Raw genomic sequence first — 21,893 nt, forward strand, 5'->3', positions numbered from 1 at the left:
AAAACGGTGCGCCATGACGGATCAGACCGTGTCTTGCGCCGCTACGACGCGTGTTTCGCTTCCCTCCAGGAGAGCCTGAATGTGCTGCGGAACCGGACGATCGGTGTAGATGCAGGACACGTCGCGGATATGCCCGCCGCGAACATGTGCCGTTCGGCCGAACTTGCTGTGATCGAGAACCAGGAACGACTTGCGGCAGTTGGCGAGGATGGACTGACGCGCGGACACCTCGTCCTCGTGGAAATCGAGGAGCGTTCCCTCCTCATCGACGCCGGCCACACCGAAGATGCCGATATCGACCTTGTAATGAGTAAAGAAGTCATAGGCGCTGCGGCCAACCACATCGCGGTCGCCGGGGCGCAGCCGCCCTCCAGCGATCGTCACCTGGCAGCTCGGGTTCGCTGATGCTGTGAAGGCCACATTGAGGTTGTTCGTGAAAACGCACAATCCCTCATGGCCCGTAAGGGCCTGCATGACGATTTCGGGCGTTGTCCCGATGGAAAACGCGAGAGACTGACCATCATGAACATCGGCAGCGACGAGATCGGCGATCAGTTTCTTCTGCGCCAAGTTAAGGATCTGGCGCGTGCTGTAGTGAATGTTCCCGGCGCTCGCGGGGGGCTCCACGCCACCGTGTGTCCGGCGCAAGATCCCGAGTTCGCAAAGTCCGTTGACATCACGTCGAATGGTTTGGGCGGTAACCTCGAAGCGCTCGGCAAGTTCCTCAACGGAGGCGAAACCCGACCTCTGCACGATGTCGGCTATCTCGGCCTGACGCCTTGTGATATCGATTTGCCCCAGCATAGGCGCCGCCTCCCCGAATTTCCGCCTGTCATGTTCCTGACTTAGGCGATCCGCCTAGTTGCACCGGAAGGGACGATCAGTCCATCGAGGCAACCCTCACATGGGCATCGCTTACGATGTTCATATGAACGGAATTCAACGCTCATATGAACATGTGATGACAATAACATAAAGCCCCATATTCAAAATTGAGGCGTAGAGACCATCGTTGTTGAAATGGATTGGCCCGCGGGCACGCAGCCTAAGCCAGCCGTCCGCTCAGAAAACGCACACACATCAAAAAATGCCGCGCCAGGATCTCCCCGGCGCGGCATTGCTGAATTAAAGAGGTAGTGTCAGCGAGCGAGGAAGGAAATTCCGTCAGCGCCGAACAGATGCAGCTTGGACTTGCTCGCGTTCAAACGCACCTTGTCGCCTTTGCGGATCGCCTGAATGCCCGGAAGCTTCGCAATGAATGGTGCAGCATCTGGCTTGGCCTCGAAATAAAGAACAGTGGTCTCACCAAGGGCCTCGACGATTTCAACGGTTCCCTCGAAAAGACAATCATCGCCAGCCGTCACACTGAGATCCTCAGGTCGCACACCAAGCTGGACCGATGCCCCGCGATCTGCATCCACCGACGCAATCGGGACCGTCACCATCTTGCCGCCTTCAAGCGAGACTTGCGTCTCGGCACCGGAGGTTGCGACACTGGAAGGCAGGAGGTTCATTGCCGGAGAGCCGATGAACTGGGCGACGAAGGTATTCGCCGGACGCTCATAGAGTTCGAGCGGCGCGCCGACCTGCTCGATGTTGCCGCCATGCAGGACGACGATCCGGCTTGCCAGCGTCATCGCCTCGACCTGATCGTGCGTCACGTAGATCATGGTGCTGTCGGGCATGCTTTCCTTGAGCTGCGCGATTTCGATACGCGTCGCCACGCGCAGAGCTGCGTCCAGGTTCGACAAGGGCTCGTCGAACAGGAAGACCTTGGGATCGCGTACGATCGCGCGGCCAATTGCGACGCGTTGGCGCTGACCGCCGGAAAGGGCCTTCGGCAGACGGTCGAGATAAGGCTCGAGCTGCAGGATCCGCGCAGCATTGGAAACCGCGGCATCGATCTCGGTCTTGGACTTCTTCGCGATCTTCATGCCGAAGGCCATGTTGTCGCGAACCGTCATGTGCGGATAGAGCGCATAGCTCTGGAACACCATGGCGATGCCGCGCTGTGCCGGCGGCGTCTCGTTCATGCGCTCGCCGTCGATCTGCAACTCGCCGCCGGAAATCGTCTCGAGACCCGCGATCATGCGAAGCAGTGTCGACTTCCCGCAGCCGGACGGGCCGACGAAGACAACAAGCTCGCCCTGGTTGATCTCGAGGTTGATGTCGCGCAGGACCTCGACGTGCCCGTAGGACTTGCTGACATTTTGCAGGGACACCGAGGTCATGCGCCAGACTCCATGTTCTTCGCATTTGTCATGTTATTTCACCGATCCTGCCAGGAGCCCGCGAACGAGATAGCGCTGCAGGGAGAAGAAGACGAGCAAGGGCACGGCGATCGAGACGAAGGCAGAGGCCGTCAGGATTTCCCAGTTGCCGCCGCGCGAACCGAGCAGTTCGCGAAGCCGTCCGGTCATCACCAGTTGCTCTTCATTGTTTCCAAGGAACACCGTTGCGACCAAGAGATCGTTCCAGACCCAGAGGAACTGGAAGATCGCGAAAGACGCGAGCGCCGGGAACGACAGCGGCAGGATGATCTTGCGGAAGATCTCGAAATCGGACGCGCCGTCGACCTTCGCGCTTTCGATGATTTCCCGTGGCAGTCCGCGGATATAGTTTCGCAAGAGATAGATCGCGAGTGGCAGGCCGAACCCCGTATGCGCCAGCCATATCCCGACGTAGCTCTTGCCGATGCCGATGTCGGTATATAGGCGCAGCAGCGGGATCAGAGACATCTGCAAGGGAACGACAAGCAGGCCGACGACGACCGCCAGCAAGAGCGAGCGTCCCGGAAAGGTCATCCACGCCAGCGCATAGGCGGCGTAGGCGGCAATCAGGATCGGAATGATCGTCGCCGGGATCGTCACGGTCAGCGTATTTATGAATGACCGGCCAATCCCTTCAGAGAACAGGACGTTCCGGTAGTTCTCGAGAGTGAAACGCGGTGGATCGATCGAGGTAAAGAAGATGCGGCTGCCGCGCTTGCCTTTCATTTCCTCGTCGGAGGCAATCGTGAATTCACCATCGGCAGCGACAACAAGGCTCTGACCGTCCTGCATCTGCGCCGTGTTACCGGCGGAGAACTCCGCCGGCGCCTTGCTTGAAAAGCCGAACGCGACCACTTTGCCAGGCGATTGGCCGTCAAAGACGTTGCCCTTGATCACCCACTTTCCGCCTTCCTGGACCTGGGCATCTGCGGCAGGAGCGCGGATGACCTGGTTGCGCTCGGTAGCGGTCAGTGCGGTCCACCATCCGGACACGGAGAGCTGATCGCCATCACGGAAAGACGACACGAGCAGACCGAAGGTCGGAATAGTCCAGAGCAGCACAAGCAGTGCGACCGACAGATGCACGACCCAGATCAGGAGTGGACGCTGCCCAGCAATACCGTTCATTCGCCTCTCCTCACGCGTCTTTGCGCGCTTCGCGGATGTTCCAGATCATGATCGGAATGACCATGGCCATGATCACGAGCGCAATCGTTGCGGAGCGGCCGAAGTCCAGTCCGCGGAACATCCAGTCAAACATGTAGTTGGCAAGGACCTGGGTTCCCCATTGTCCGTTTGTCATCGCCAGCACGATATCGAAGACCTTGAGGACGAGGATGGTGATCGTCGTCCAGACGACCGCGATCGTGCCCCAGATCTGCGGCACCTTGATCTTGAGGAAGATCTGCAAGGGATTTGCGCCGTCCAGCACCGCGGCCTCGACCGTTTCTTCCGGGATACCGCGCAGTGCCGCCGAGAGGATCACCATGGCAAAGCCGGTCTGGATCCAGATCAGGATCACCATGAGGAAGAAATTGTTCCAGAAGGGAATGGTGATCCAGGCCTGGGGTTCGCCGCCAAAAGCCACCACGATGGCGTTCAGGATGCCGATCTGGTCAACACTTTCGCCGCGAATATCGTAGATGAATTTCCAGATCACCGAGGCACCGACGAAGGAAATGGCCATCGGCATGAAGATCAGCGACTTGGCGATATTGCCCCAGGAAATCCGGTCGGTGAGGGCGGCTGCGATAAGACCGAAGAAAGTCGCGGCTGCAGGCACAACAACGAGCCAGAGCAGATTGTTCCGCATGCTTTCACGGAAGCCCTGGTCGGCAAACAGCCAGGTGTAGTTCGCGGTCCCGACATACCTTTCCCCGGACGGCCCGAAGAAGGACAGGTATACCGAGTTGATGACCGGGTAGATCAGATAGACTGTCAGGAGGATGATGGCCGGGCCGAGAAACAGCCAGGGCCGGACGGCATTGGCTCGCGTGATGTTACGGGTCGCACTCGCGCCGCGTGCCGGAAAAATTCCATCGAGGATCCTGTTGCTTCCCCAGAAGTAGAGAATACAGGCTCCGACCCCTGCCGCCATGGACAGAAGTGCATATAGCAATTGCTCCAAGGTCCCCTCCCATCCAACCTTGCCAGCCGGCACGGCCGCGCAGACGGAACGTCCGCGCGGCCGCTATGGTCAGGTTACTTGATAGCGTCCCAGCTTGCCTGGATTTCCTTGCCAACTTCAGCTGCCGGCTTGCCGCCGACGAAGTCGACCATACCGGTCCAGAAGGAACCAGCACCAACGGCGCCCGGCATCAGATCGGAGCCGTCGAAGCGGAAGGTGGTCGCACCGAGCAGGATCTCACCGAGGCCCTTGAGCGTATCATCGGCGTAGGCGTCTACGTTGACACCCTTGTGCGGCGTCAGGAAGCCGGACTGTGCCATCCACACTTCGTGAGCGATCGGAGACTTCAGGAAGTCCATCAGCGCACGGGCTTCGGGGCTGTCGTTGGTGATCGCAAAGACCGTACCTGCGCCCAGAACCGGAGAACCGAGATCCTTGCCTTCATAGGCCGGGAAGTAGAAGAAGTCTGCGTCAACGCCCATCTCGGTGCCTTCCGGGAAGAAGGACGGGATGAACGACGCCTGGCGGTGCATGTAGCAGGCCGGCGGCGACGAGAAGAGACCCTTCGGGCTGTCACGGAAGTCCGAAGCGGCAACCGCACCCGGAGTGTCGACGAACTTCTCGTTGTTGGCGAACCAGCCGAATTCCTCGATGGCGCCGACGACACGCGGGTCGTCGAACGAAATTTCATTCTTCACCCACTGGTCATAGACCTCCGGAGACTGCGTGCGCAGCATCATGTCCTCGACCCAGTCGGTCCCCGGCCAGCCGGTTGCACCGCCCGATCCCAGACCGATACACCACGGCGTGCCGCCATCGGCAACGATCTGCTCGGTCAGCGCCTTCAGCTCTTCCATGGTCGTCGGCACTTCGTAGCCGGCATCCTCGAAGTTGTCCGGGCTGTACCAGACCAGTGACTTCACATCGACCTTGTAGAAGAAGCCATAGAGGTCCTTGTTGCCGTCCTTGCCGGCATAGGTGCCAAGATCAACCCAGGACTGACCAGCTGCGTAGTTGTCGCGCACCCAGTCGGCGGTCTCTGCGCCAAGCGGAGCCAGGAAGCCCTTGGCGGCCAGATCGGCGGCCAGGCCCGGCTGCGGGAAGATGGCGACATTCGGAGCAGAACCGGCCTGCGTATCAATGACGATCTGCTGCTCGAAGCTGTCGGAACCGGAATACTGAACGTCGATACCGGTCGCTTCCTCGAAATAGGCCAGCGTGTTCTCGACCAGTTCCTTGTCCGGACCAAGCCACGGACCGAAGAGGGTAACCGTCTTGCCGGACAGGTCGTTGGCTTTCAGTGCCTCGTAGCTGTCCCAGTTGAAGCGGGCATCCTCACCCGGCTTGAACAGCAGCTCGGCGTGAGCCGTGGCACCGGCCGCACCGATTGCCAAGGCGGCAACGGCACAACGGGTCAAGAAGCGTAGTTTCATGTGATCCTCCCAGAATCAAAAGCATTGCGAGCTCTTATCAAGCGGTCATCAGTGAGTGCATTTTGTTGTGTTTACACTCATCCAAACCGCTTTGAATTTTGTCGAAGAATGTCTCCGGCAAAGTTCCTTGTCAAGCAGCATGCTGCCAAACTATTGTTGGCGCGAGAAGCATGACGCCGACAGACCGGCAATATCAAAGCGATTTGAACTTGGAGCGTTTCGGTTGAACCTGAAGGAATTGGCGCAAGCACTGGAACTGTCCCAGACGACGGTGAGCCGCGCCCTCAACGGGTATCCCGAAGTCAATGCAGAAACGCGCCAGCGAGTGGTCGAGATGGCCCGCAAGCTTGGCTATGCCCCCAACCAGCAGGCCAGGAGACTCGCGACCGGCCGGTCCATGTCGATCGGCCATGTGATACCCCGCTCGATCCATGAAATGATGAATCCGATTTTCATGGAGTTCGTCGCGGGCGCCGGCCAGACCTATTCCCGTCACGGCTACGACATGGTCATCTCCGTCGTCGAGGATACAAAGGTCAACGCCGCCTATCGCGAGATTGCGACACGCAAGAAGGCTGACGCCGTCCTCGTTCATGGGCCCCGTCTTGCGGATGACCGCCCTGCCCTGCTGCGCGAGCTTGACCTTCCGTTTTTGGTTCACGGCCGCGTACCGGGTCAGGAAAAGACCACCAACTGGGTCGACGTGAACAATCGGCACGCGTTTGAACGCGCGACAAATCTGCTGCTCGATCTGGGCCACAGACGCATTGCGCTTCTGAATGGCTTCGAGGAGATGGATTTCGCGGACCGTCGGCGGTCAGGCTTCGAAAAGGCACATGCCGACCGCGGTCTTGAGACAGATCCGGACATCATGAAGGCCGCAGACATGACTGAGCCTTACGGGGCAGACAACGCGCGCCGGATGTTGCGCTCCTCCAATCCGCCGACCGCGTTTCTCGTGTCGAGCATGATCACGGCCATCGGCGTGGCCAGGGCCATCAGCGAATGCGGTCTGAAGATCGGCACTGACGTTTCCGTCATCACCCACGACGACGCCCTGTCGTTTCTACCCAACAGCGGTGATGTTCCGATTTTCACCTGCACCCGCTCATCGGTACGCCTCGCCGGAACGCGTGCGGCAGAACTCCTGATCGAGAACATCCTGCCCAATCCGGATGTGCCTGTTTCCGAATATCTCGAGGCGGAGCTGATCATCGGCCAGTCGACCGGACCCGCGCCGGTCTGACGCCCATCACGCGTTCATTCGTCCTGAATGATCGCCTGTTCCAGCGCCTGAAGGAAATCACGCTGCAGGGATGTGGGCTGCCAGTCTGCCCGCGTTGTCAGGCCAATCGGCCGCTCACCACCGTCGAGTTTGACCGGCAACTCCTGAAGGAGCCCCGATCTCAGTTCGTAATAGACCTGGCGCGGCGAAATGATGGTCAGATAGTCGGATTGGGTCAGAATGCCCCTGAGCGCCACCAGCGAACCTGTCTCGATCACGCCTTTCGCGCCGTCAGCGGCTTCTTCGCCGACCAGTGCCTCGAAAAGCTGCCGGGTCGGCGTTCCGGGACGCGGCAGAACCCAGCGATAGTTTGCCAGCTCACAAGGCGTGACGTCGGACCGCCCGACCAGAGGATGTTCCTTGCGGGCAACGATCGCAAGGCGGTCGTCGAACAGTCGTTTCTGGCTCAGACCAACCGTCGGAACCTGGCCGCGCAGGGCGCCGATGAGAACATCGACCACGCCTGTCTCCAGCCCTTGAAGAAGGTCCTCGTATGTCCCGTCCAGCACACCGATCGTGGCATCCGGGTGTTTGCTGGCCAGCGAGACCACTGCGTCTGGAACGATCCGAGTGCGCACCAGCGGCAATGTCCCGATGACGATGCGGCCGTCGAAGGCGCCGTCATATTCGCGCACTTCCTCGTATGCGCTGTCCAGCTCCTTGAGAACGAGACTTGATGTCTTTGCGAAATCGATCCCGGCCTGCGTAAGCTGCACCCGGCGAATACCGCCTGAGAACAATTGCAGCCCGATAATGCCTTCGATTTCCCGGGCAGCCCGCTGGACGGACGGCTCTGACTGATTGAGGGCCCTGGCCGCGGCGGAAAAATTTCCCGCCTGGCCTACATAGGACATGGCCTTGAGATGCGAGACCGTCACCCGGTTCTCGAGCGCCCCTCCCGCCGGTCGCTCAGTGCGAAGTCTCCGCGAGACGCTCTGGCTGTAGATCCTGATCAACTCCAGCACACGGCGGGTCCGGGCGATGACGATCTTTCCGCGGTCAGTGGCGAAGACACCGTTGCCGTGGCGCTCCAGCAGCTTGCCGCCGAACTGATCGTTCAACCGGCCGATGGCCTGGGAGGCGGCGGGCTGCGAAATGTGGATACCGTCGGCGGCGCTGGTCAAAGACCCCTGCCGTTCGGCTGCCTCCAGCAGACGCAAGTGCCGAAGGTTTGGATAGGTGACCAGTGCACCCGGCGCAGTCTCGCCTTGCGTTGCAAGTCGCCGATGCTGTCCCACGAGCCACCCCATGCCGGAAACCGTTACCGGGCCCAGTATAGGCGCATGGGGTTATCGATCAGGAGCTTTTTCTGCAGTTCTTCGGTCGGAGCGATCACCCGGACCCGGTCGACAAGAAGGCCATCATCAGGAAGATGGCTTTTCATGTTCGGATGCGGCCAATCGGTCCCCCACAACACCCGATCCGGAAATGCCTCGACCAGGGCACGCGCGAAGGGAGCGACATCGTCATAGGGCGCGCCTTCAACGGTCAGCCGCTCGGGACAGCCAACCTTGACCCAGAACTTCTCGTCCTCCATCAGCGCCATGAAATTCTGGAAGCCCTCGCCATCGACACCCGCGGCGACATCCGGTCGTCCCATATGGTCGATCACGACCGTCACCGGCAGGCTCTTCAGGAACGGCGTCAGCTCCTCAAGCTCTGGGGCTTCGAAATAGACGATCACGTGCCAGCCGAGCGCCTTGATGCGTTCTGCCATGCGCAGGTAGACGTCCCGCGGCTTCGGGTCGACCAGACGGCGAACGAAGTTGAACCGGATACCGCGCACCCCCGCCTTGTCCATTTCCTCCAGTTCCGCGTCGGAAATGCTCTCATCGACAACCGCGATGCCTCGGGTCAGCTCGGGTTCGGAACGCAAGGCATCGAGAAGCGCGGCATTGTCCTTTCCGTGGCAACTTGCCTGGACGATCACGTTACGGGACAGGCCCAGGTGATCGCGCAGCGCAAACAACATTTCCTTGGACGCATCGGATGGTGTGTATTTGCGCTCCGGCGCATACGGGAACTGATCGCCAGGGCCAAAGACATGGCAATGGGCATCGACCGCTCCGGCAGGAGCCTTGAACGAGGGCTTTGACGGTTCAGGATGCCAGGTGGGTGGATCGATTTTCATGTGAACTCCAAAGGCGCCAAAGCGGAACAATGACCAGAACGGTGCCGGCAACCTTCGCCGCAAGGCCGGCCGGGTCAAGCTGTCCGACAATCAGGGAATAGGTGAAGAGCGCCGCGGCCAGCCAAAGCAGGGCAAGCTCGGTCCGGCTCAAGGGACGAATGCACCAGCCGGTCATGGCGGCACCTGCCGCGAACACCCCGGCAAAGGCCGCATAGGTCGCCAGGGCGATCTCCACCGGAGTACCGATCAAAAGAAGCTCCGGCGCATAAACGAAGAGGAACGGTGCGACCACCTTTACGAAACCGAGACGGATCGCCTCGATTGCCGTCTCGTTCGGTGACGCTCCTGCAATGGAGGCCCCCGCGTAGGCAGCCAGGGCAACCGGCGGCGTAATCGCCGACAACAGGCCGTAGTAGAAGATGAACATATGCGCTGCGATGATGGGCAGGCCGAAGTTTTCCAGAGCCGGAGCGATCAGAATAGCCAGTAGCAGATAGGCCGCCGATGTGGGCATGCCCAGGCCGAGGACGAAGGATGCGATCATGGTCAGGCAGAGCACGAGGAACATGCTGTCACCGCCGAAGTCCAGGATCATCGTGGAGACCTTGAGTGCCATGCCGGTCAGGGTGAGAACACCGATCAACATGCCCGCAATCGCAACGGCGGCGACGACGGGCAGAACATTTCGGATGGTATCGACCATGACCTCGACAAGGGCGCTCGGCCCGAGGCGTGTCTCCTTCGAGAACAACGAGATGATCAGCGTGGCAATGACGCACAGAACCGCGGCCTTCGCCGGCGTGTAGCCATAGGCAAGAAAGCCGACAAGCGCAACGAGCGGCAGCAGCATGTAGCCTCGACCCGCCAGGACCGATGCCAGCGAGGGAATATCGTCACCTTCGGCTCGGGCCAGATTGAATTTACCGGCCTCCAGACGGACAGAAACCAGAAGCGCGAAGACATACAGGAGCGCAGGGATCAGGGCCGCTGCAGCAATGACCGCGTAGGGTGTCTGGGTCAATTCGGCCATCAGGAAGGCAGCCGCCCCCATGACCGGCGGCATGATCTGACCGGCGGAAGATGCCGCAGCCTCGATCGCGCCGGCGACCTTCGGGCGGTACCCCGTCCGCTTCATCAGTGGGATCGTGAAGGTGCCCGTGGTCACGACGCCCGCGACGGCAGATCCGTTGATCGACGAGAACATGGTCGAGGAAACGACGGCTGTCAGCGCCGGCCCGCCCTGGATCCTGCCGGTCATTGAATGCGCAAGATCGACAAAGACCTGACCAAGCCCGGTGCGCAAGAGCAAGGTGCCAAGCAGGGAGAAAAGCAGGATATATTGAGCGGCAACACCCATGGGCAGGCCGAACAGACCCTCAGTACGCAGAAACAGGTTGGAGGTCACACGGCCCAGGCTATAGCCGGAATGGCCGTAGGTGCCCGGAAGGTAACCGCCGAGGAAGGCATAGGCCAGCGCGACCACTCCGAGACCGACCATCACCCAGCCGATGGTCAGCCGGGCGAGAGCTAGGGCGGCGACGACCGCAAGCAGGAACAGCACCATATGCGTCGTGTTCGCGATGCCGCCCGAAAAGATGATGTCCATGTAGTTGGCATAAAGGTACGGCCCCGGAATGAGCACCACCGCGCCAAGCGCATAGAGGACGAAGCGCCCGAAACCGTTCTTCACGGCCGCCCCGACGATGAACAATCCGGCGGATGTCATCAGTGAGAAGAACATCGAGCGCAGCAGCAGCGCGGTCAGGCTGCCCGTCCACGCCGAGTGAATGACCAGCGCCGTCGCGGCAACGGCAAGAACGGCAACGATGACACACAGAGCACGGTGTTCAGTCCGGCCGAGGTTGCCCTCCGGCAGGATTTTCCAGAAGCTGGCCAAGTCGATGATCCTCAAAAGTGTGCCGGCAGGATCCCATGACCCTGCCGGACAGCTATCGTCTTACTTTTCGTCGAAGTACCGCTTCGCGCCTTCATGCAGAGCAATCGGCGTGTTGGCAGCGGTTTCAAGGCTGATTTTCTTGGCAGCCGGGTGAACCTGACCGAGTTCCTCGAGGTTGTCGAACAGGGTCTTCGTGATCTTGTAGACCATTTCCGGATCCGCATCGGCAGCGGTGAACAGGACCGCCGGATCGCCAACAGCAGCAACCGGCGCGTCGGTGCCCGTGTAAAGACCACCCGGGATCTCGACCAGCTGGTAGAACGGGAATTCCTTGATCAGGCCTTCAACCTTGGAGGTGTCGACCGGCAGGATGGCGACATCCGTGGTGGTCGTCAGTTCGATGAAGGCAGAGGCCGGCGTTCCGGCCAGGATGATCGAACCGTCAAGGCTGCCGTTCTTGATCGCGCCTGTTGCCTCGCCGTAGGACAGGAACGAGATGTTGTCCATGTTGAAGGCGCCATGGGCCTGCAGCAGACGGGTCGCCAGAACGGACGAGTTGGAGCCCGGAGGTCCAATGCTGATCTTCTTGTCGGCCAGATCTGCGACGGATGCCGCGCCACTGGACTTGGTTGCAGCGACCTGAAGAACGGCCGGGTACAGAACGGCGATAGCGGCCACATTCTGCGCTTCACCGAACGGCGGCTCTGCATTCTTGCCGGCATAGAGCGTGGACGCACTGGAGAAACCGATGGTCATTTCACCGGCCGACACGCGGCGCACGTTTTCGATCGAGGCGCCGGTCACTTCAGCGTTGGCGGTGACACCGTCGAGCTTCTTGGTCAGAAGGTCGGCCATGCCGGCTCCGACCGCGTAGAATACGCCGCCCGTTCCGCCCGTACCGATTGAGACGCGGTCTTCGGCAAGCGCCGGTGACGCGAGGAGCGCCGCAACAGCAGTTGCCGCTAAGAGTTGCTTGATCATTCATTCCTCCCTTGTTGGGTTTTGCATTCAGACGAAGACAAAGCCGTCGAATAGTTTTCGCGCGGTGCGCAGAACACCCGACGAAGTCAGTTCGCCGCTGTCATTGAGCGTGGCAACGACCGAGAACTCCCCGGTCGGATGTTCGATGGATAGGGTTTTCGGATTGCCCGATGGAACGTGCGCAACCTCCCGCGCCGGCCCTTCCGGTAACAGGCAAGCCGTACCGACACTGACCGCACCCAGAACGCCGATCGCCGCATGGCAGCGATGGGGAATGAACGTGCGCGTCGATACGCATCCACTCTCCGGGGCGCTGACAAGCGTCATTTTCGGCACCGATTTTTCCGTGACGTCGCCAAGATTCATCATCGGGCCTGCCTTCAGACGGATCGCTTCGACACGTCGCCGCAGCTCGTCGTTGGCTTCAAGCTCGGCAGGAGGTTCCTGTCCGGTGATGCCAAAATCCGAAGCTTTCAGGATGACGCAGGGCATTCCATTGTCAATCAAGGTCGCTGGGACACCGTCGATGACGTCGACCGGATTTCCGCTCGGAAGAAGTGCACCGCAGGTCGACCCGGCGGTATCCTCGAACACGATCGCAATCGGGGCGGATGTTCCGGGCGAACCGTCGATCCGGGCCGCTCCGTCATAGGTCACGCGGCTACCCGGGGTCTGGATCGTGGCGATCGCCAGCTGGCCGGTATTTTCCATGAAAATGCGGACGGGTGTTTCGCCCTCACGTGCCTCGACGAGGCCGCGTTCGATCGCGAAAGGTCCGACACCGGCAAGGATGTTGCCGCAGTTCTGCGCATCGGTCACGATTGCCTGGTCAACGAAGACCTGCAGGAACAGGTAGTCGACATCTACCCCCGGCCGCTCCGACTTCTTCACCACTGCAACCTTCGACGTCAGCGGATCTGCGCCGCCCATGCCGTCGATCTGCCTCTTGTCGGGAGACCCCATGACACGGAGCAGAACTGCATCGCGGTCCTCCGGATTTGCAGGCAAGTCTTCAGCCAGGAAGTAGCCGCCTTTCGACGTCCCTCCCCGCATCCACATCGCCCGAATTCCGGAGGCCCCGAAGCGGTCAGACATACTTGAGACCTTTTTCGGCAAGGCGCTCACGCATGTTGTAGATATCGAGACCGAGTTCACCGGCGGCAAGGCGCTGGCGTTTGGCTTCCTCGGCATCCATCCGGGCACGGGCCTTCTCCAGAACGCTTTCTGCTTCCTCACGCCGGACGACGCAGACGCCGTCATCGTCGGCAACGATGATGTCACCGGGATTGACGTAGGCACCGGCACAGACGACGGGAACATTCACCGACCCGAGCGTTTCCTTGACCGTTCCTTGCGCAAAGATCGCCTTCGACCAGACCGGGAAGTTCATCTGGGTCAGATCCCTGGTGTCCCGCACGCCGGCATCGATGATCAGGCCCACGCCGCCCCGCGCCTGCATCGAAGTTGCCAGGAGATCGCCGAAATAGCCGTCCTCACAGGGAGACGTCGGTGCGAGGACGAGAATATCTCCCTCCTTCACCTGCTCGATGGCCACATGGACCATCCAGTTGTCCCCCGGAGGCGCCGAGATCGTGACGGCAGAGGCCGCCAGCTGGACGCCGGAATAGATCGGCCGCATGTAGGAGGCGAGCAGGCCCTTGCGGCCCTGCGCCTCGTGAACGGTTGCGACACCGGCCTCGCCCAGCGCCTTGATGACGTCCGGATCGGCCCGCTCGATATTCTGTACGACAACGCCGCCCATCAGAGTTCCGCTCCCTTAGAGTTCGTCAACCGTACGCGGGAAGACAGACTGAAAACCTTCGGCATATTTCGCCGGGCGCCCGCCTGCCTGACCGCCGGAGTTGCGACGGAAGTGGTTGCCGCGGTTTTCAGCGACGTTGGTGTAATAGTCCCACAGGTGCTCCTGGCCCTGCATGCACTCGATCGCCGCGCGCTTCTTGTCCCACACCGAAGTGATGTCCAGGAACGTATCCGGCTTCCAGCCCATCTGCTCGGTCTGGTGCGGTTCGAACAGGTAGAGCTGCGGCGCTCCGAGAACCTTCTCGCCCGGATTGTGCCCCCACGCCTGCGCGATCATGCGGCACTCCAGCGCAATGCGTGTCGCGTACATGTGGTCCGTGTTGTACGGATCATACTGGGAGTGGCTCAGCATGAAGGCCGGCTGAACCTTGCGGATCACATCGACCAGCTTGTACTTGGCGTCCGTATCGAGCTCGAGCGGGTAGTCGCCCAGGTCGAAGAACTGAATATCAGTCACGCCAAGGGCAGAGGCGGCATTCTCCGCCTCCTTGCGGCGCTCGGTCTTGACCTTTTCGAGCGTCATGCCCTCCTGCTTCCACAGCTTGGCACTCTCGCCGCGCTCGCCGTAGGAAAGACAGACGACGGTGACGTCGTAGCCCTTCTCCTCGTGCAAGGCGATGGCGCCGCCGCAGCGCCAGACAAAATCTGCGGAGTGGGCGCTGACCACCAGGGCCGTCTTGTTCGCCATCTCGTTTCCCCCTTATTCACCCACCGGCGGAGTGCCGTGGGTGTGAAAGCTCTTGATTGTCTGAAGGCCCCAGGCCTGCCCCTTCTTGCGGTCCGTCTCCGTCCAGACCACCGGCTCCCAGTCGGGCTGCAGGATCAGGCGCGCACCGGCATTGGCCACCTCGACGCGATTGCCGGCCGGCTCATATACGTAGAGGAAGAAGGTGCCCTGAACCGCGTGCTTGTGAGGCCCTGTTTCGATAAAGACGCCGTTTTCGAGGAAGATGTCCGCAGCGCGCAGTAGGTCTTCGCGCTGGTCGACCGCATAGGTGACATGGTGGAACCGTCCCTTGGCGTCCGTATGATCTTCCGTGTAGGCGATGTCATAGGTCTTGTTGTTGACCGTGAACCAGCAACCGCCGAGGCGGCCATTATCGAGCTGGATCATCTCGGTAACCCGGCTGCCCAGCGCCTTCGGCATCCATTCCTTGATCTTCGACACGTCGCTGGCAAGCAGGTTCAGATGGTCGATCCGTCGAACGCAGGCGCCACGGCCATGGTAGCGCTGCGCGATGTTCTTCAGCGCCGGCTTTTCGCCTTCCGGCGCAACGTACTTCTTCGTGTCGTAATAGAGTTCGAAGACATGCCCGTCCGGATCAGTGAAGCGATAGGCGCGGCCATGGCCCAGATCGCCTTCGACCCAGCCGATGCCACAGCCCATTTCCTCGATCGCCTTGACCCGGCGCTGAAGGGCCGCCTCTGACGACGTGCGGTAGGCGATATGCCCGACACCGGTCGTGTCGGAACGTGTCAGTTTCAGGGTGTGGAATTCATAGTCGTCGAAAGCCCGCAGGTAAGCGGAAGTCTCGTCACGCCCGCTTTCAGTCAGACCGTAGACGTTGACGAAGAAGTCGAGGCTTTCCTCGAACTTGTTCGTAAGAAGCTCGACGTGGCCGAGATGCGCAACATCAAAGCAGGGCTCCTGCATTATAATTTCCTCACCGCTCTGGAGTTTTGCCAACACGTGCAGCGCGAGCCTCCCCGCACTGCATGGTGTCACGGCCGCCTACCGGCGCAGAGCCCGCGACAAGCTCTCCTTTGACGGGGAAATTACATCCCGACACCGCCTGGAACAAATCGAAGCACCGGGCAAAGTCATAAGTTTTGCCTACATGGTATATTCGGTTTTAATGGATCCAAGTCACTTTCGGCCAGCTGAGACGGTCACGCCTCGGGCACAGGAATCTCCTCGAGGATTTCCTCCAGAGGGCCTTCGAGAACAGATCCCGAGAGACCGAGTGCCGCGACCTCATCCTGGATATCCGCAACCGCAGCGGCCAGGCGTGCCCCTGCCGCATAACCGAGATCACCCATCGTTGCTGCGGACTCTCTCATCTCTTCAGCTCTCCGTTTGCCATGACGCGCGACCCGTTCAAACCTGTAGGTCGCAAAGTCCGGCCACCCCAGTTCGGGGAACGAGGCCTCGAGCGATTGCCTGACCTCATCAAGGCAACCCGCAGCCTTTGCAGCCAGAAGACATTGCACTGTGATTGCCTCCTGCCCCTTCACGAACAGGGAACGAACCATCTTGATGGAGGTGGCCCGGCCGACCGCGGAGCCGGCCAGGTCATAGCGGAAGCCCAGCTTTGCGAGTTGCTCTTCCGTTGCGTGTGGAAGATCGCCCGCGATCAGCACCGGCGTCAGGTGCCCTCTCGGGTGAACCGGCGCCATGACCGCCATGTCGATGTAGGTAACGCCGCCCACGGCGATAAGCTGCGCACAGTCCTGCTTGCGTCTTGCAGCAACGGAATTGATGTCGAAATACACCGAACCCGCCCGCAGGGAACCAGCCACGGAGGTGGCGGCCGCAGTAGAAGACCCCGCTGTGACCGCGGAGAACACCCAGTCAGCATTTGCAGCCGTCATCGGAGCGTTCGCGCCAAGACCGATACCAAGCCGGCTGGCGGCTTCGACTATACCCTGGCGCCCCGGGTGGTCGGAGGCCTCCTCCAGAAGAATGTCATAGGCCATGATCGAAAGATCCGGCTCGTTCCTTCCGAGTGTCTCGGCAAACGCCTGCGCTGCCTCGCCAAACCCGATGAATGCAATCTGCATGGAGCCCTCCCGACGCCCTGTTGCCTCAAGGCAGGAAAGAACCTCGTGATGACGGGCGCAAGTGGCTCGGGCTCACTTCCAATCTGCCCGGCGCATAATCAATGTCATTGAGTACGCGATGCCCCACTACCCAAGCGGCGGGAACCGGGCGCCCTATTGCAGTCTATCTGCGATGGCCCTGGCGGCCATCCTTGCCGGCATCAGACGTATGTGAGCCTGCAGGCCTTGAAGGTGTTCTCCAGGGTTTCCCTGATATGCTGCTGTTTCTTGCGAGCACGTTCGGCGACGACGTCCGCTTCACCCGAGAGAATGGCAGCGAGAAGATCCCGGTGATCCTGTGCGGAAAAGACAGGCTCCTTCTGCATGCGCAGGAGCACGCCTCTGCCCCGGTGAAGCTGATCCATCAGCTGACCGGCAAATTCCGCCAGCCTCCGGTTGCCACTCATCGACAGGAGTTTGCGATGAAACTTCTCATCGGCAATGCTCCACGCATCCAAGTCGCCTTCGGCACAGGCGCGCTCCAGATCGCCAATGATCGCCTCCAGAACGTCAAGTGCATCGGAGTTGACCGTGCGGCCTGCCATGTTGGAAAGGGCTGCCGGTTCGAGCACCAGCAGAATGTCGCAGATCTCAAGCATGTCATCCAGGGACAGCGCAAGAACCTTTGCCCCCCGGCGCGGGACGAGCTGCACCAGACCAGCGGCTTCGAGGCGGATAAGAGCTTCACGTACCGGCGTCCGGCTCATGCCCAATCGTTCTGCAATATCCGGTTCCGGCGCCTGAAATCCCGGCGGTAGATCACTTTCCAAAATGTCAGTCTTCAAGCGATCGTAGGCGCTGTCGACACGCGTCGATTTGGTTTTAGTTGCCATTCCGAATGCAGCCCCAAGCCCTGTTAGAAATTCGATCCGATTCAATGGCGAGCCGGAACTGGAAGCGACGCGTCGTGATCCTTCTAGCTCCCCTCACGGAACGTCACCCTTCTGACGACAATTTGGTTACTCATTGTAAAAAATAACAATAGGATTTTACACATGTCGAAATTCAATGCAGGAATTTTGCACGATTTTGAAAAAACCATTCGCCGCGCCTCAAAATGCCGCTCAAACAAACAAGATGGCAGCACAACCAGACTACACCCATAAATAGGTGACGTTTGGTCGCCCCGCCGTCGCAGCACATCTCAGACACAGGAAAAATAACTCGACGTTATCGCCAACAATAATAATTACAATGTAATTTCAGACAATTTTACATTTAATCACTCAGTAACCACCAGACAGCAACGCATCTATTATTATTGTTATATTTTCTTTTCATGGTCAGCATGCGATCACCTAGGAGGTTTGCATGCTCACTGCGGTCATCGCATCACTCGCCGATCACAATCCGTTTTTCATCTTTGTGTCCACAATGCTCAGCATTGTCGGCGGGCTCTTCACGATCCGACTCTACCGCCGTATCCGACGCGAATCGGGATTGCGTCGGCGCCTTTGGCTATTCCTGGCCAGCATGGTGGCGGGCACGAGCCTCTGGGCATCGCATTTCATTGCGCTGGTCGCCCACCACCCGACGGCTGAGTTTGCTCTCAACCCCTTCCTGACCTTTGTCTCGCTGCTGATCGGCGTGTGCGCGACCGCGCTTGGTCTTTGCATTTCCGCAAATCGCACAATTCCTCTGATGATCGAAGCCGGCGGCGGAATTATCGGGCTCGGTATCGTGGCCCTCCACTATGTGGGTGTCTCGGCTCTCGTCTGGCCGCAACCGCAGAGCTGGGATACAGGACTGATCGCGGTGTCCGTTGGCAGCGGGATCGTACTGGGCGCTCTGTCGATGAATCGCTACGCGCGACCGTGTACGCGCTACTGCGAACTGGGAAGCATGGCATTCCTGGTGCTGACCTTCATAAGCGTCCATTATTTCGGCATGGCAGCGGCGACGTTCCCGACAGTTGACATGGTGGCACACGAACAGTCCCTGTTCGGAAATGGCCTCCTGCTTGCGACGATCACGCTGGCGATCGTAGCGCTCATGCTCATCGTTGGAGCGGCCTATCTGATCGATTCCCAGGCCAGCATCGCAGCTTCCGCAAAGTACCGGTATCTTGCGCTCCACGATGCGATCACCGGCCTGCCCAATCGCCAGTATCTGAGCAATGAGGTTTCCCGCATCGTAGCCGAGCGCAACTCACCGGGTGAAGCAGCAGCGCTACTGTTCATCAGCCTCGACCAGTTCAAGACCATCAACGACCTGCATGGTTATGGCGCCGGAGACCAGGTCCTCTCCGCACTGGCCGCAAATATCCTGGGCGAGCTGGATGAGGATGAGTTTCTGGTCCGCTTCAACGGTGATGAATTCGTCGCTTTCAAGAGCAGTGTTCCGAACGTCAACGAAGCGCTGCTCTTTGCGCACAAGATCCGGAACATCATCCTGCGGCCGATCCCCTGGAACAATTTCGTTCTCAACCTGCATGCCAGTATCGGCATCGCGATGTTCCCTGACGACAGCGACGATGTTGAAACGCTCGTCGTGCGCGCGGCCCTTGCAGCAAAGCGTGCAAAGAAATCAGGCGGCCAGCAGATCAGGACCTATGTCGACGGGATGGAGGAAGCCAGCCGCAAGCAGGCCGTAATAGCCGCAGACTTGAAGCAGGCTGTCTCGGATCACCAGTTGCAGGTCTATTTCCAGCCGCAGAACAGCACCCGAACCGGCGAGATCATAGGCTATGAGGCGCTGCTCAGATGGCAGCACCCCATCAAGGGACAAATACCGGCGGACGATTTCATTCCAATTGCGGAAAAGACCGGCCAGATCCTGGAAATCGGGCAGTGGGCCCTCGAGACCGCTTGCCGCCATGCGCTCACCTGGACAAACCCCGTCAATGTCTCCGTCAACGCCTCCCCGCTGCAGTTCTCACGCAGCAACTACCCAGCGATCGTTTCCCAGGTCCTGATCGAAACCGGCCTGCCGGCAGAACGGCTCGAGATCGAATTGACGGAAAGCAGCATCATCGAGGACCACGAGCTGGTTCTGTGTGCAATCCGGAAGCTCCGTGCCATGGGCGTGAAGGTTTCGATGGACGACTTCGGGACAGGGTATTCTTCGCTCAATACCCTTCAGAATTTCCCATTCGACAAGATCAAGGTCGACCGGGTGTTCACACAATCCATCGAATCTGATCCCCGTTCACGGGCGATCATCCGCTCCGCGGTGCTGCTTGGTCACAGCTTCAAGATCCCCGTTTTGGCGGAAGGTGTCGAGAATGAGGTGCAACTGGCCTTTCTCAAGGAAGCTGGATGCACCCAGGTACAGGGTTTCCTGTTCGGCCGTCCCTTGCCGGCCAACAAGATACCGTCCACTACCGGCGAGAACATCATCCCCGAACGAGTCGCGTCGGTCGCGGCGCACGCGCTTTCGCAAGCGGGCTCCCCGAAACGGTATGCCTGACAGATTCGGCCCGGCGTTGTTCCTCCCTCTCGGACTTTGACAGTTTAGCGCCTCCTCTCCCGGTCGAATTCATTGTCATTTTCGACAGTGAACTCGAGATTTCAGGAAGAATAACGCCAGAAATTACGCTTGATTAACCATGACCAACGAAGGTTGGACCAAACAATAAATCGGTCTGGCCATGAACCAAGCGAACAAGCAACGATCACATGTCCTAGTGCACCGCATCGTGCGCAGCGTGCTGCCGTGCGCATCACTGATCCTCGGCTTGGCCGCTGCGCCGGTCTGGGCGCAGACCCTCCAGGACGCAATGAGCTCCGCCTATCAGGTCAATCCGGGTCTGAAAGCGGAAAGGTCGCGGTTTCAAGCCACGCAACAAGGTGTCTGGACCGCACGTTCCCAGTTCCTGCCCACAATCACCGGAACGTATCTGGGCGAACACAGCGCCTCTGATCGCACAAGAAGCGGGACCAGTGATCGTTCCGCGTTTCATGAGCTGGGCATCAATCTTTCCCAACCTCTGTTCCAGGGCTTTTCTGCAGTCAACAGGCTCAACCAGGCGCACGAGGAAACGGCATCAGGCTACAGCCAGCTTCTCGGAGCGGAACAATCCCTGTTGTTCGACACTGCCAATGCGTACCTGCGTGTCTTGCGTGACCGCGCAATTCTCGACCGTTTGCGCTCCTACACCGGCGTCGTTCAGCAGGAAGTCAACGCGGCGCGCGCCCGATACAATTCCGGAGACGCGACCCGTACCGACATCGAACAGGCACTGGCACGCCTTGCGGAGGCGGAAGGAAACCGCGATCAGGCCGTGGGCGACCTTGAGGCTTCTCTCGCGCTCTATGAACGCCTTACCGGCTCCAAGCCCGGCAAGCTCGGCTGGCCGAGCGTACCGAAGCGCCTGCAGCCGAAAGGACTGCAGGACGCTATTGCGATCGCACAGCGCAACAACCCGACCATCCGTGCAGCAACATCGGATGCCCGCGCAGCCCGTTACGCCGCTCGCGCGTCGGTCGGCGACATGCTGCCGCGTGTCACGCTGGAAAGCGCCTATGACACCGGCTATCGCGGCAACCTTGGAAATCGTGACGAGGAGGAGTTCCGGCTTGGCGTTCGGGTCACTGCCCCGCTCTTCTCCGGAGGCCGCAACATCGCTGCCGTGAAAGCAGCCAAGGCAACTGCTTCCCAGCAGGAATACGCCCTAGACGACATCCAGCAGACAATTCGCGAGACGGTGATCCGCGCGGTACGGCAGGAAACGGCAGCACGGCAGCGGGCTGATGCTGCCCAGAGGGCAATCAATGCAAACCAGCGCGCCATCCGCGGCTTGCAGGTTGAATTCGAAGGCGGACAACGTTCGCTTCTGGATGTCCTCGACGGGCAACGCGAACTGCTTAATTCGAAAGTTTCGTTCGAACGCGCGCGTTTCGATGCCAGCCTTGCGGAATTCTTCCTGCTGGCAACCATCGGCCGCCTTGATCCAACGGATTTCTCGATAGTCGAGGAACGGCCGGAACAGGTCAGTCGCATAATTCCGGAGTTCAATTCCTGGACGCTGCGCCTCCAGCCGACAGAAGGCGAATTGGCGAGGCTGGAAATACCGCTGACCACCGGAAGCATTCCCGCGCAAGATCGCAAGGACATGGAACCGGTCCGCTGACGCAAGACACCGGAACGGCAAAACGCTCAGATGCAAAAAGGGCGACCATTCGGCCG

Annotated in this window: 18 protein-coding genes; 3 read left to right on the forward strand and 15 right to left on the reverse strand. The window is 59.9% G+C overall.

Going from position 1 to position 21,893, the window contains the following annotated elements:
* Positions 1-21 precede the first annotated feature (21 nt).
* The 5 genes from ACN0SY_RS09910 to ACN0SY_RS09930 form a co-directional block, all read right to left on the reverse strand.
* Positions 22-804: a DeoR/GlpR family DNA-binding transcription regulator gene (locus tag ACN0SY_RS09910; RefSeq protein WP_417686817.1), complete on the reverse strand. Its 783-nt coding sequence runs from the start codon at positions 802-804 to the stop codon at positions 22-24.
* A 335-nt stretch (positions 805-1,139) separates the two neighbouring features.
* Complete coding sequence (locus ACN0SY_RS09915; protein ID WP_417686819.1) at positions 1,140-2,231, reverse strand: ABC transporter ATP-binding protein; 1,092 nt, start codon at positions 2,229-2,231, stop codon at positions 1,140-1,142.
* Positions 2,232-2,264: 33 nt separating this feature from the next.
* Complete coding sequence (locus ACN0SY_RS09920) at positions 2,265-3,398, reverse strand: carbohydrate ABC transporter permease (RefSeq protein ID WP_417686821.1); 1,134 nt, start codon at positions 3,396-3,398, stop codon at positions 2,265-2,267.
* Positions 3,399-3,408: 10 nt separating this feature from the next.
* Positions 3,409-4,398: a carbohydrate ABC transporter permease gene (locus ACN0SY_RS09925; RefSeq protein ID WP_417686823.1), complete on the reverse strand. Its 990-nt coding sequence runs from the start codon at positions 4,396-4,398 to the stop codon at positions 3,409-3,411.
* Positions 4,399-4,472: 74 nt separating this feature from the next.
* The gene (locus ACN0SY_RS09930; RefSeq protein WP_417686825.1) at positions 4,473-5,831 is read right to left on the reverse strand and encodes an ABC transporter substrate-binding protein; all 1,359 of its coding nucleotides are present in this window, start codon (positions 5,829-5,831) and stop codon (positions 4,473-4,475) included.
* Between the two features lie 223 nt (positions 5,832-6,054).
* Here ACN0SY_RS09930 and ACN0SY_RS09935 point away from each other — a divergent pair, with 223 nt between their 5' ends.
* Positions 6,055-7,077, forward strand: coding sequence for a LacI family DNA-binding transcriptional regulator (locus ACN0SY_RS09935; protein ID WP_417686827.1), 1,023 nt, complete (start codon positions 6,055-6,057; stop codon positions 7,075-7,077).
* 14 nt (positions 7,078-7,091) lie between these two features.
* On the opposite strand, the gene ACN0SY_RS09940 is transcribed toward ACN0SY_RS09935, so the two are convergent.
* The 10 genes from ACN0SY_RS09940 to ACN0SY_RS09985 all read right to left on the reverse strand — a co-directional run bounded on the left by ACN0SY_RS09940 (position 7,092) and on the right by ACN0SY_RS09985 (position 17,599).
* Positions 7,092-8,354, reverse strand: a complete 1,263-nt coding sequence (locus ACN0SY_RS09940; protein WP_417686829.1) for a LysR family transcriptional regulator — start codon at positions 8,352-8,354, stop codon at positions 7,092-7,094.
* A 23-nt stretch (positions 8,355-8,377) separates the two neighbouring features.
* A complete protein-coding gene (locus ACN0SY_RS09945) occupies positions 8,378-9,247 on the reverse strand; it encodes an amidohydrolase family protein (protein ID WP_417686831.1) in 870 nt (289 codons plus the stop codon).
* Positions 9,216-11,144: a TRAP transporter permease gene (locus ACN0SY_RS09950; RefSeq protein WP_417686833.1), complete on the reverse strand. Its 1,929-nt coding sequence runs from the start codon at positions 11,142-11,144 to the stop codon at positions 9,216-9,218. The genes ACN0SY_RS09945 and ACN0SY_RS09950 overlap by 32 nt, the downstream gene beginning before the upstream one ends.
* 60 nt (positions 11,145-11,204) lie before the next feature.
* Positions 11,205-12,125, reverse strand: coding sequence for a TAXI family TRAP transporter solute-binding subunit (locus tag ACN0SY_RS09955; protein WP_417686835.1), 921 nt, complete (start codon positions 12,123-12,125; stop codon positions 11,205-11,207).
* A 27-nt stretch (positions 12,126-12,152) separates the two neighbouring features.
* On the reverse strand, positions 12,153-13,220 hold the full coding sequence (locus ACN0SY_RS09960; RefSeq protein ID WP_417686837.1) for a 4-oxalomesaconate tautomerase: 1,068 nt from the start codon (positions 13,218-13,220) through the stop codon (positions 12,153-12,155).
* A complete protein-coding gene (locus ACN0SY_RS09965) occupies positions 13,213-13,887 on the reverse strand; it encodes a 4-carboxy-4-hydroxy-2-oxoadipate aldolase/oxaloacetate decarboxylase (RefSeq protein WP_417686838.1) in 675 nt (224 codons plus the stop codon). Before ACN0SY_RS09965 ends, ACN0SY_RS09960 begins: the two co-directional genes overlap by 8 nt.
* 15 nt (positions 13,888-13,902) lie before the next feature.
* Entirely contained in the window at positions 13,903-14,634 is a 732-nt protein-coding gene (locus tag ACN0SY_RS09970) for a PIG-L deacetylase family protein (RefSeq protein ID WP_417686840.1), read from the reverse strand.
* A 12-nt stretch (positions 14,635-14,646) separates the two neighbouring features.
* Positions 14,647-15,600 (reverse strand): catechol 2,3-dioxygenase, encoded by a 954-nt coding sequence (locus ACN0SY_RS09975; RefSeq protein WP_417686842.1) that lies wholly within the window; start codon positions 15,598-15,600, stop codon positions 14,647-14,649.
* Between the two features lie 236 nt (positions 15,601-15,836).
* Positions 15,837-16,727: a DUF1932 domain-containing protein gene (locus ACN0SY_RS09980; protein ID WP_417686844.1), complete on the reverse strand. Its 891-nt coding sequence runs from the start codon at positions 16,725-16,727 to the stop codon at positions 15,837-15,839.
* Positions 16,728-16,927: 200 nt separating this feature from the next.
* A complete protein-coding gene (locus ACN0SY_RS09985) occupies positions 16,928-17,599 on the reverse strand; it encodes a GntR family transcriptional regulator (protein WP_417686846.1) in 672 nt (223 codons plus the stop codon).
* Positions 17,600-18,077: 478 nt separating this feature from the next.
* Here ACN0SY_RS09985 and ACN0SY_RS09990 point away from each other — a divergent pair, with 478 nt between their 5' ends.
* Both ACN0SY_RS09990 and ACN0SY_RS09995 read left to right on the forward strand, forming a co-directional pair.
* Positions 18,078-20,174, forward strand: coding sequence for a putative bifunctional diguanylate cyclase/phosphodiesterase (locus tag ACN0SY_RS09990; protein WP_417686848.1), 2,097 nt, complete (start codon positions 18,078-18,080; stop codon positions 20,172-20,174).
* Between the two features lie 181 nt (positions 20,175-20,355).
* On the forward strand, positions 20,356-21,837 hold the full coding sequence (locus ACN0SY_RS09995; RefSeq protein ID WP_417686850.1) for a TolC family outer membrane protein: 1,482 nt from the start codon (positions 20,356-20,358) through the stop codon (positions 21,835-21,837).
* The last annotated feature ends 56 nt before the right edge of the window (positions 21,838-21,893 follow it).

The sequence above is a fragment of the Roseibium sp. genome, assembly GCF_048261595.1.
Classification (GTDB): domain Bacteria; phylum Pseudomonadota; class Alphaproteobacteria; order Rhizobiales; family Stappiaceae; genus Roseibium.

Coding starts and splice junctions, on each gene's coding strand:
- ACN0SY_RS09980 (WP_417686844.1), bottom strand. CDS start 16,727: ATGCAGATTGCATTCATCGGGTTTGGCGAGGCAGCGCAGGCGTTTGCC.
- ACN0SY_RS09915 (WP_417686819.1), bottom strand. CDS start 2,231: ATGACCTCGGTGTCCCTGCAAAATGTCAGCAAGTCCTACGGGCACGTC.
- ACN0SY_RS09945 (WP_417686831.1), bottom strand. CDS start 9,247: ATGAAAATCGATCCACCCACCTGGCATCCTGAACCGTCAAAGCCCTCG.
- ACN0SY_RS09995 (WP_417686850.1), top strand. CDS start 20,356: ATGAACCAAGCGAACAAGCAACGATCACATGTCCTAGTGCACCGCATC.
- ACN0SY_RS09965 (WP_417686838.1), bottom strand. CDS start 13,887: ATGGGCGGCGTTGTCGTACAGAATATCGAGCGGGCCGATCCGGACGTC.
- ACN0SY_RS09990 (WP_417686848.1), top strand. CDS start 18,078: ATGCTCACTGCGGTCATCGCATCACTCGCCGATCACAATCCGTTTTTC.
- ACN0SY_RS09930 (WP_417686825.1), bottom strand. CDS start 5,831: ATGAAACTACGCTTCTTGACCCGTTGTGCCGTTGCCGCCTTGGCAATC.
- ACN0SY_RS09955 (WP_417686835.1), bottom strand. CDS start 12,125: ATGATCAAGCAACTCTTAGCGGCAACTGCTGTTGCGGCGCTCCTCGCG.
- ACN0SY_RS09970 (WP_417686840.1), bottom strand. CDS start 14,634: ATGGCGAACAAGACGGCCCTGGTGGTCAGCGCCCACTCCGCAGATTTT.
- ACN0SY_RS09910 (WP_417686817.1), bottom strand. CDS start 804: ATGCTGGGGCAAATCGATATCACAAGGCGTCAGGCCGAGATAGCCGAC.
- ACN0SY_RS09960 (WP_417686837.1), bottom strand. CDS start 13,220: ATGTCTGACCGCTTCGGGGCCTCCGGAATTCGGGCGATGTGGATGCGG.
- ACN0SY_RS09975 (WP_417686842.1), bottom strand. CDS start 15,600: ATGCAGGAGCCCTGCTTTGATGTTGCGCATCTCGGCCACGTCGAGCTT.
- ACN0SY_RS09985 (WP_417686846.1), bottom strand. CDS start 17,599: ATGGCAACTAAAACCAAATCGACGCGTGTCGACAGCGCCTACGATCGC.
- ACN0SY_RS09920 (WP_417686821.1), bottom strand. CDS start 3,398: ATGAACGGTATTGCTGGGCAGCGTCCACTCCTGATCTGGGTCGTGCAT.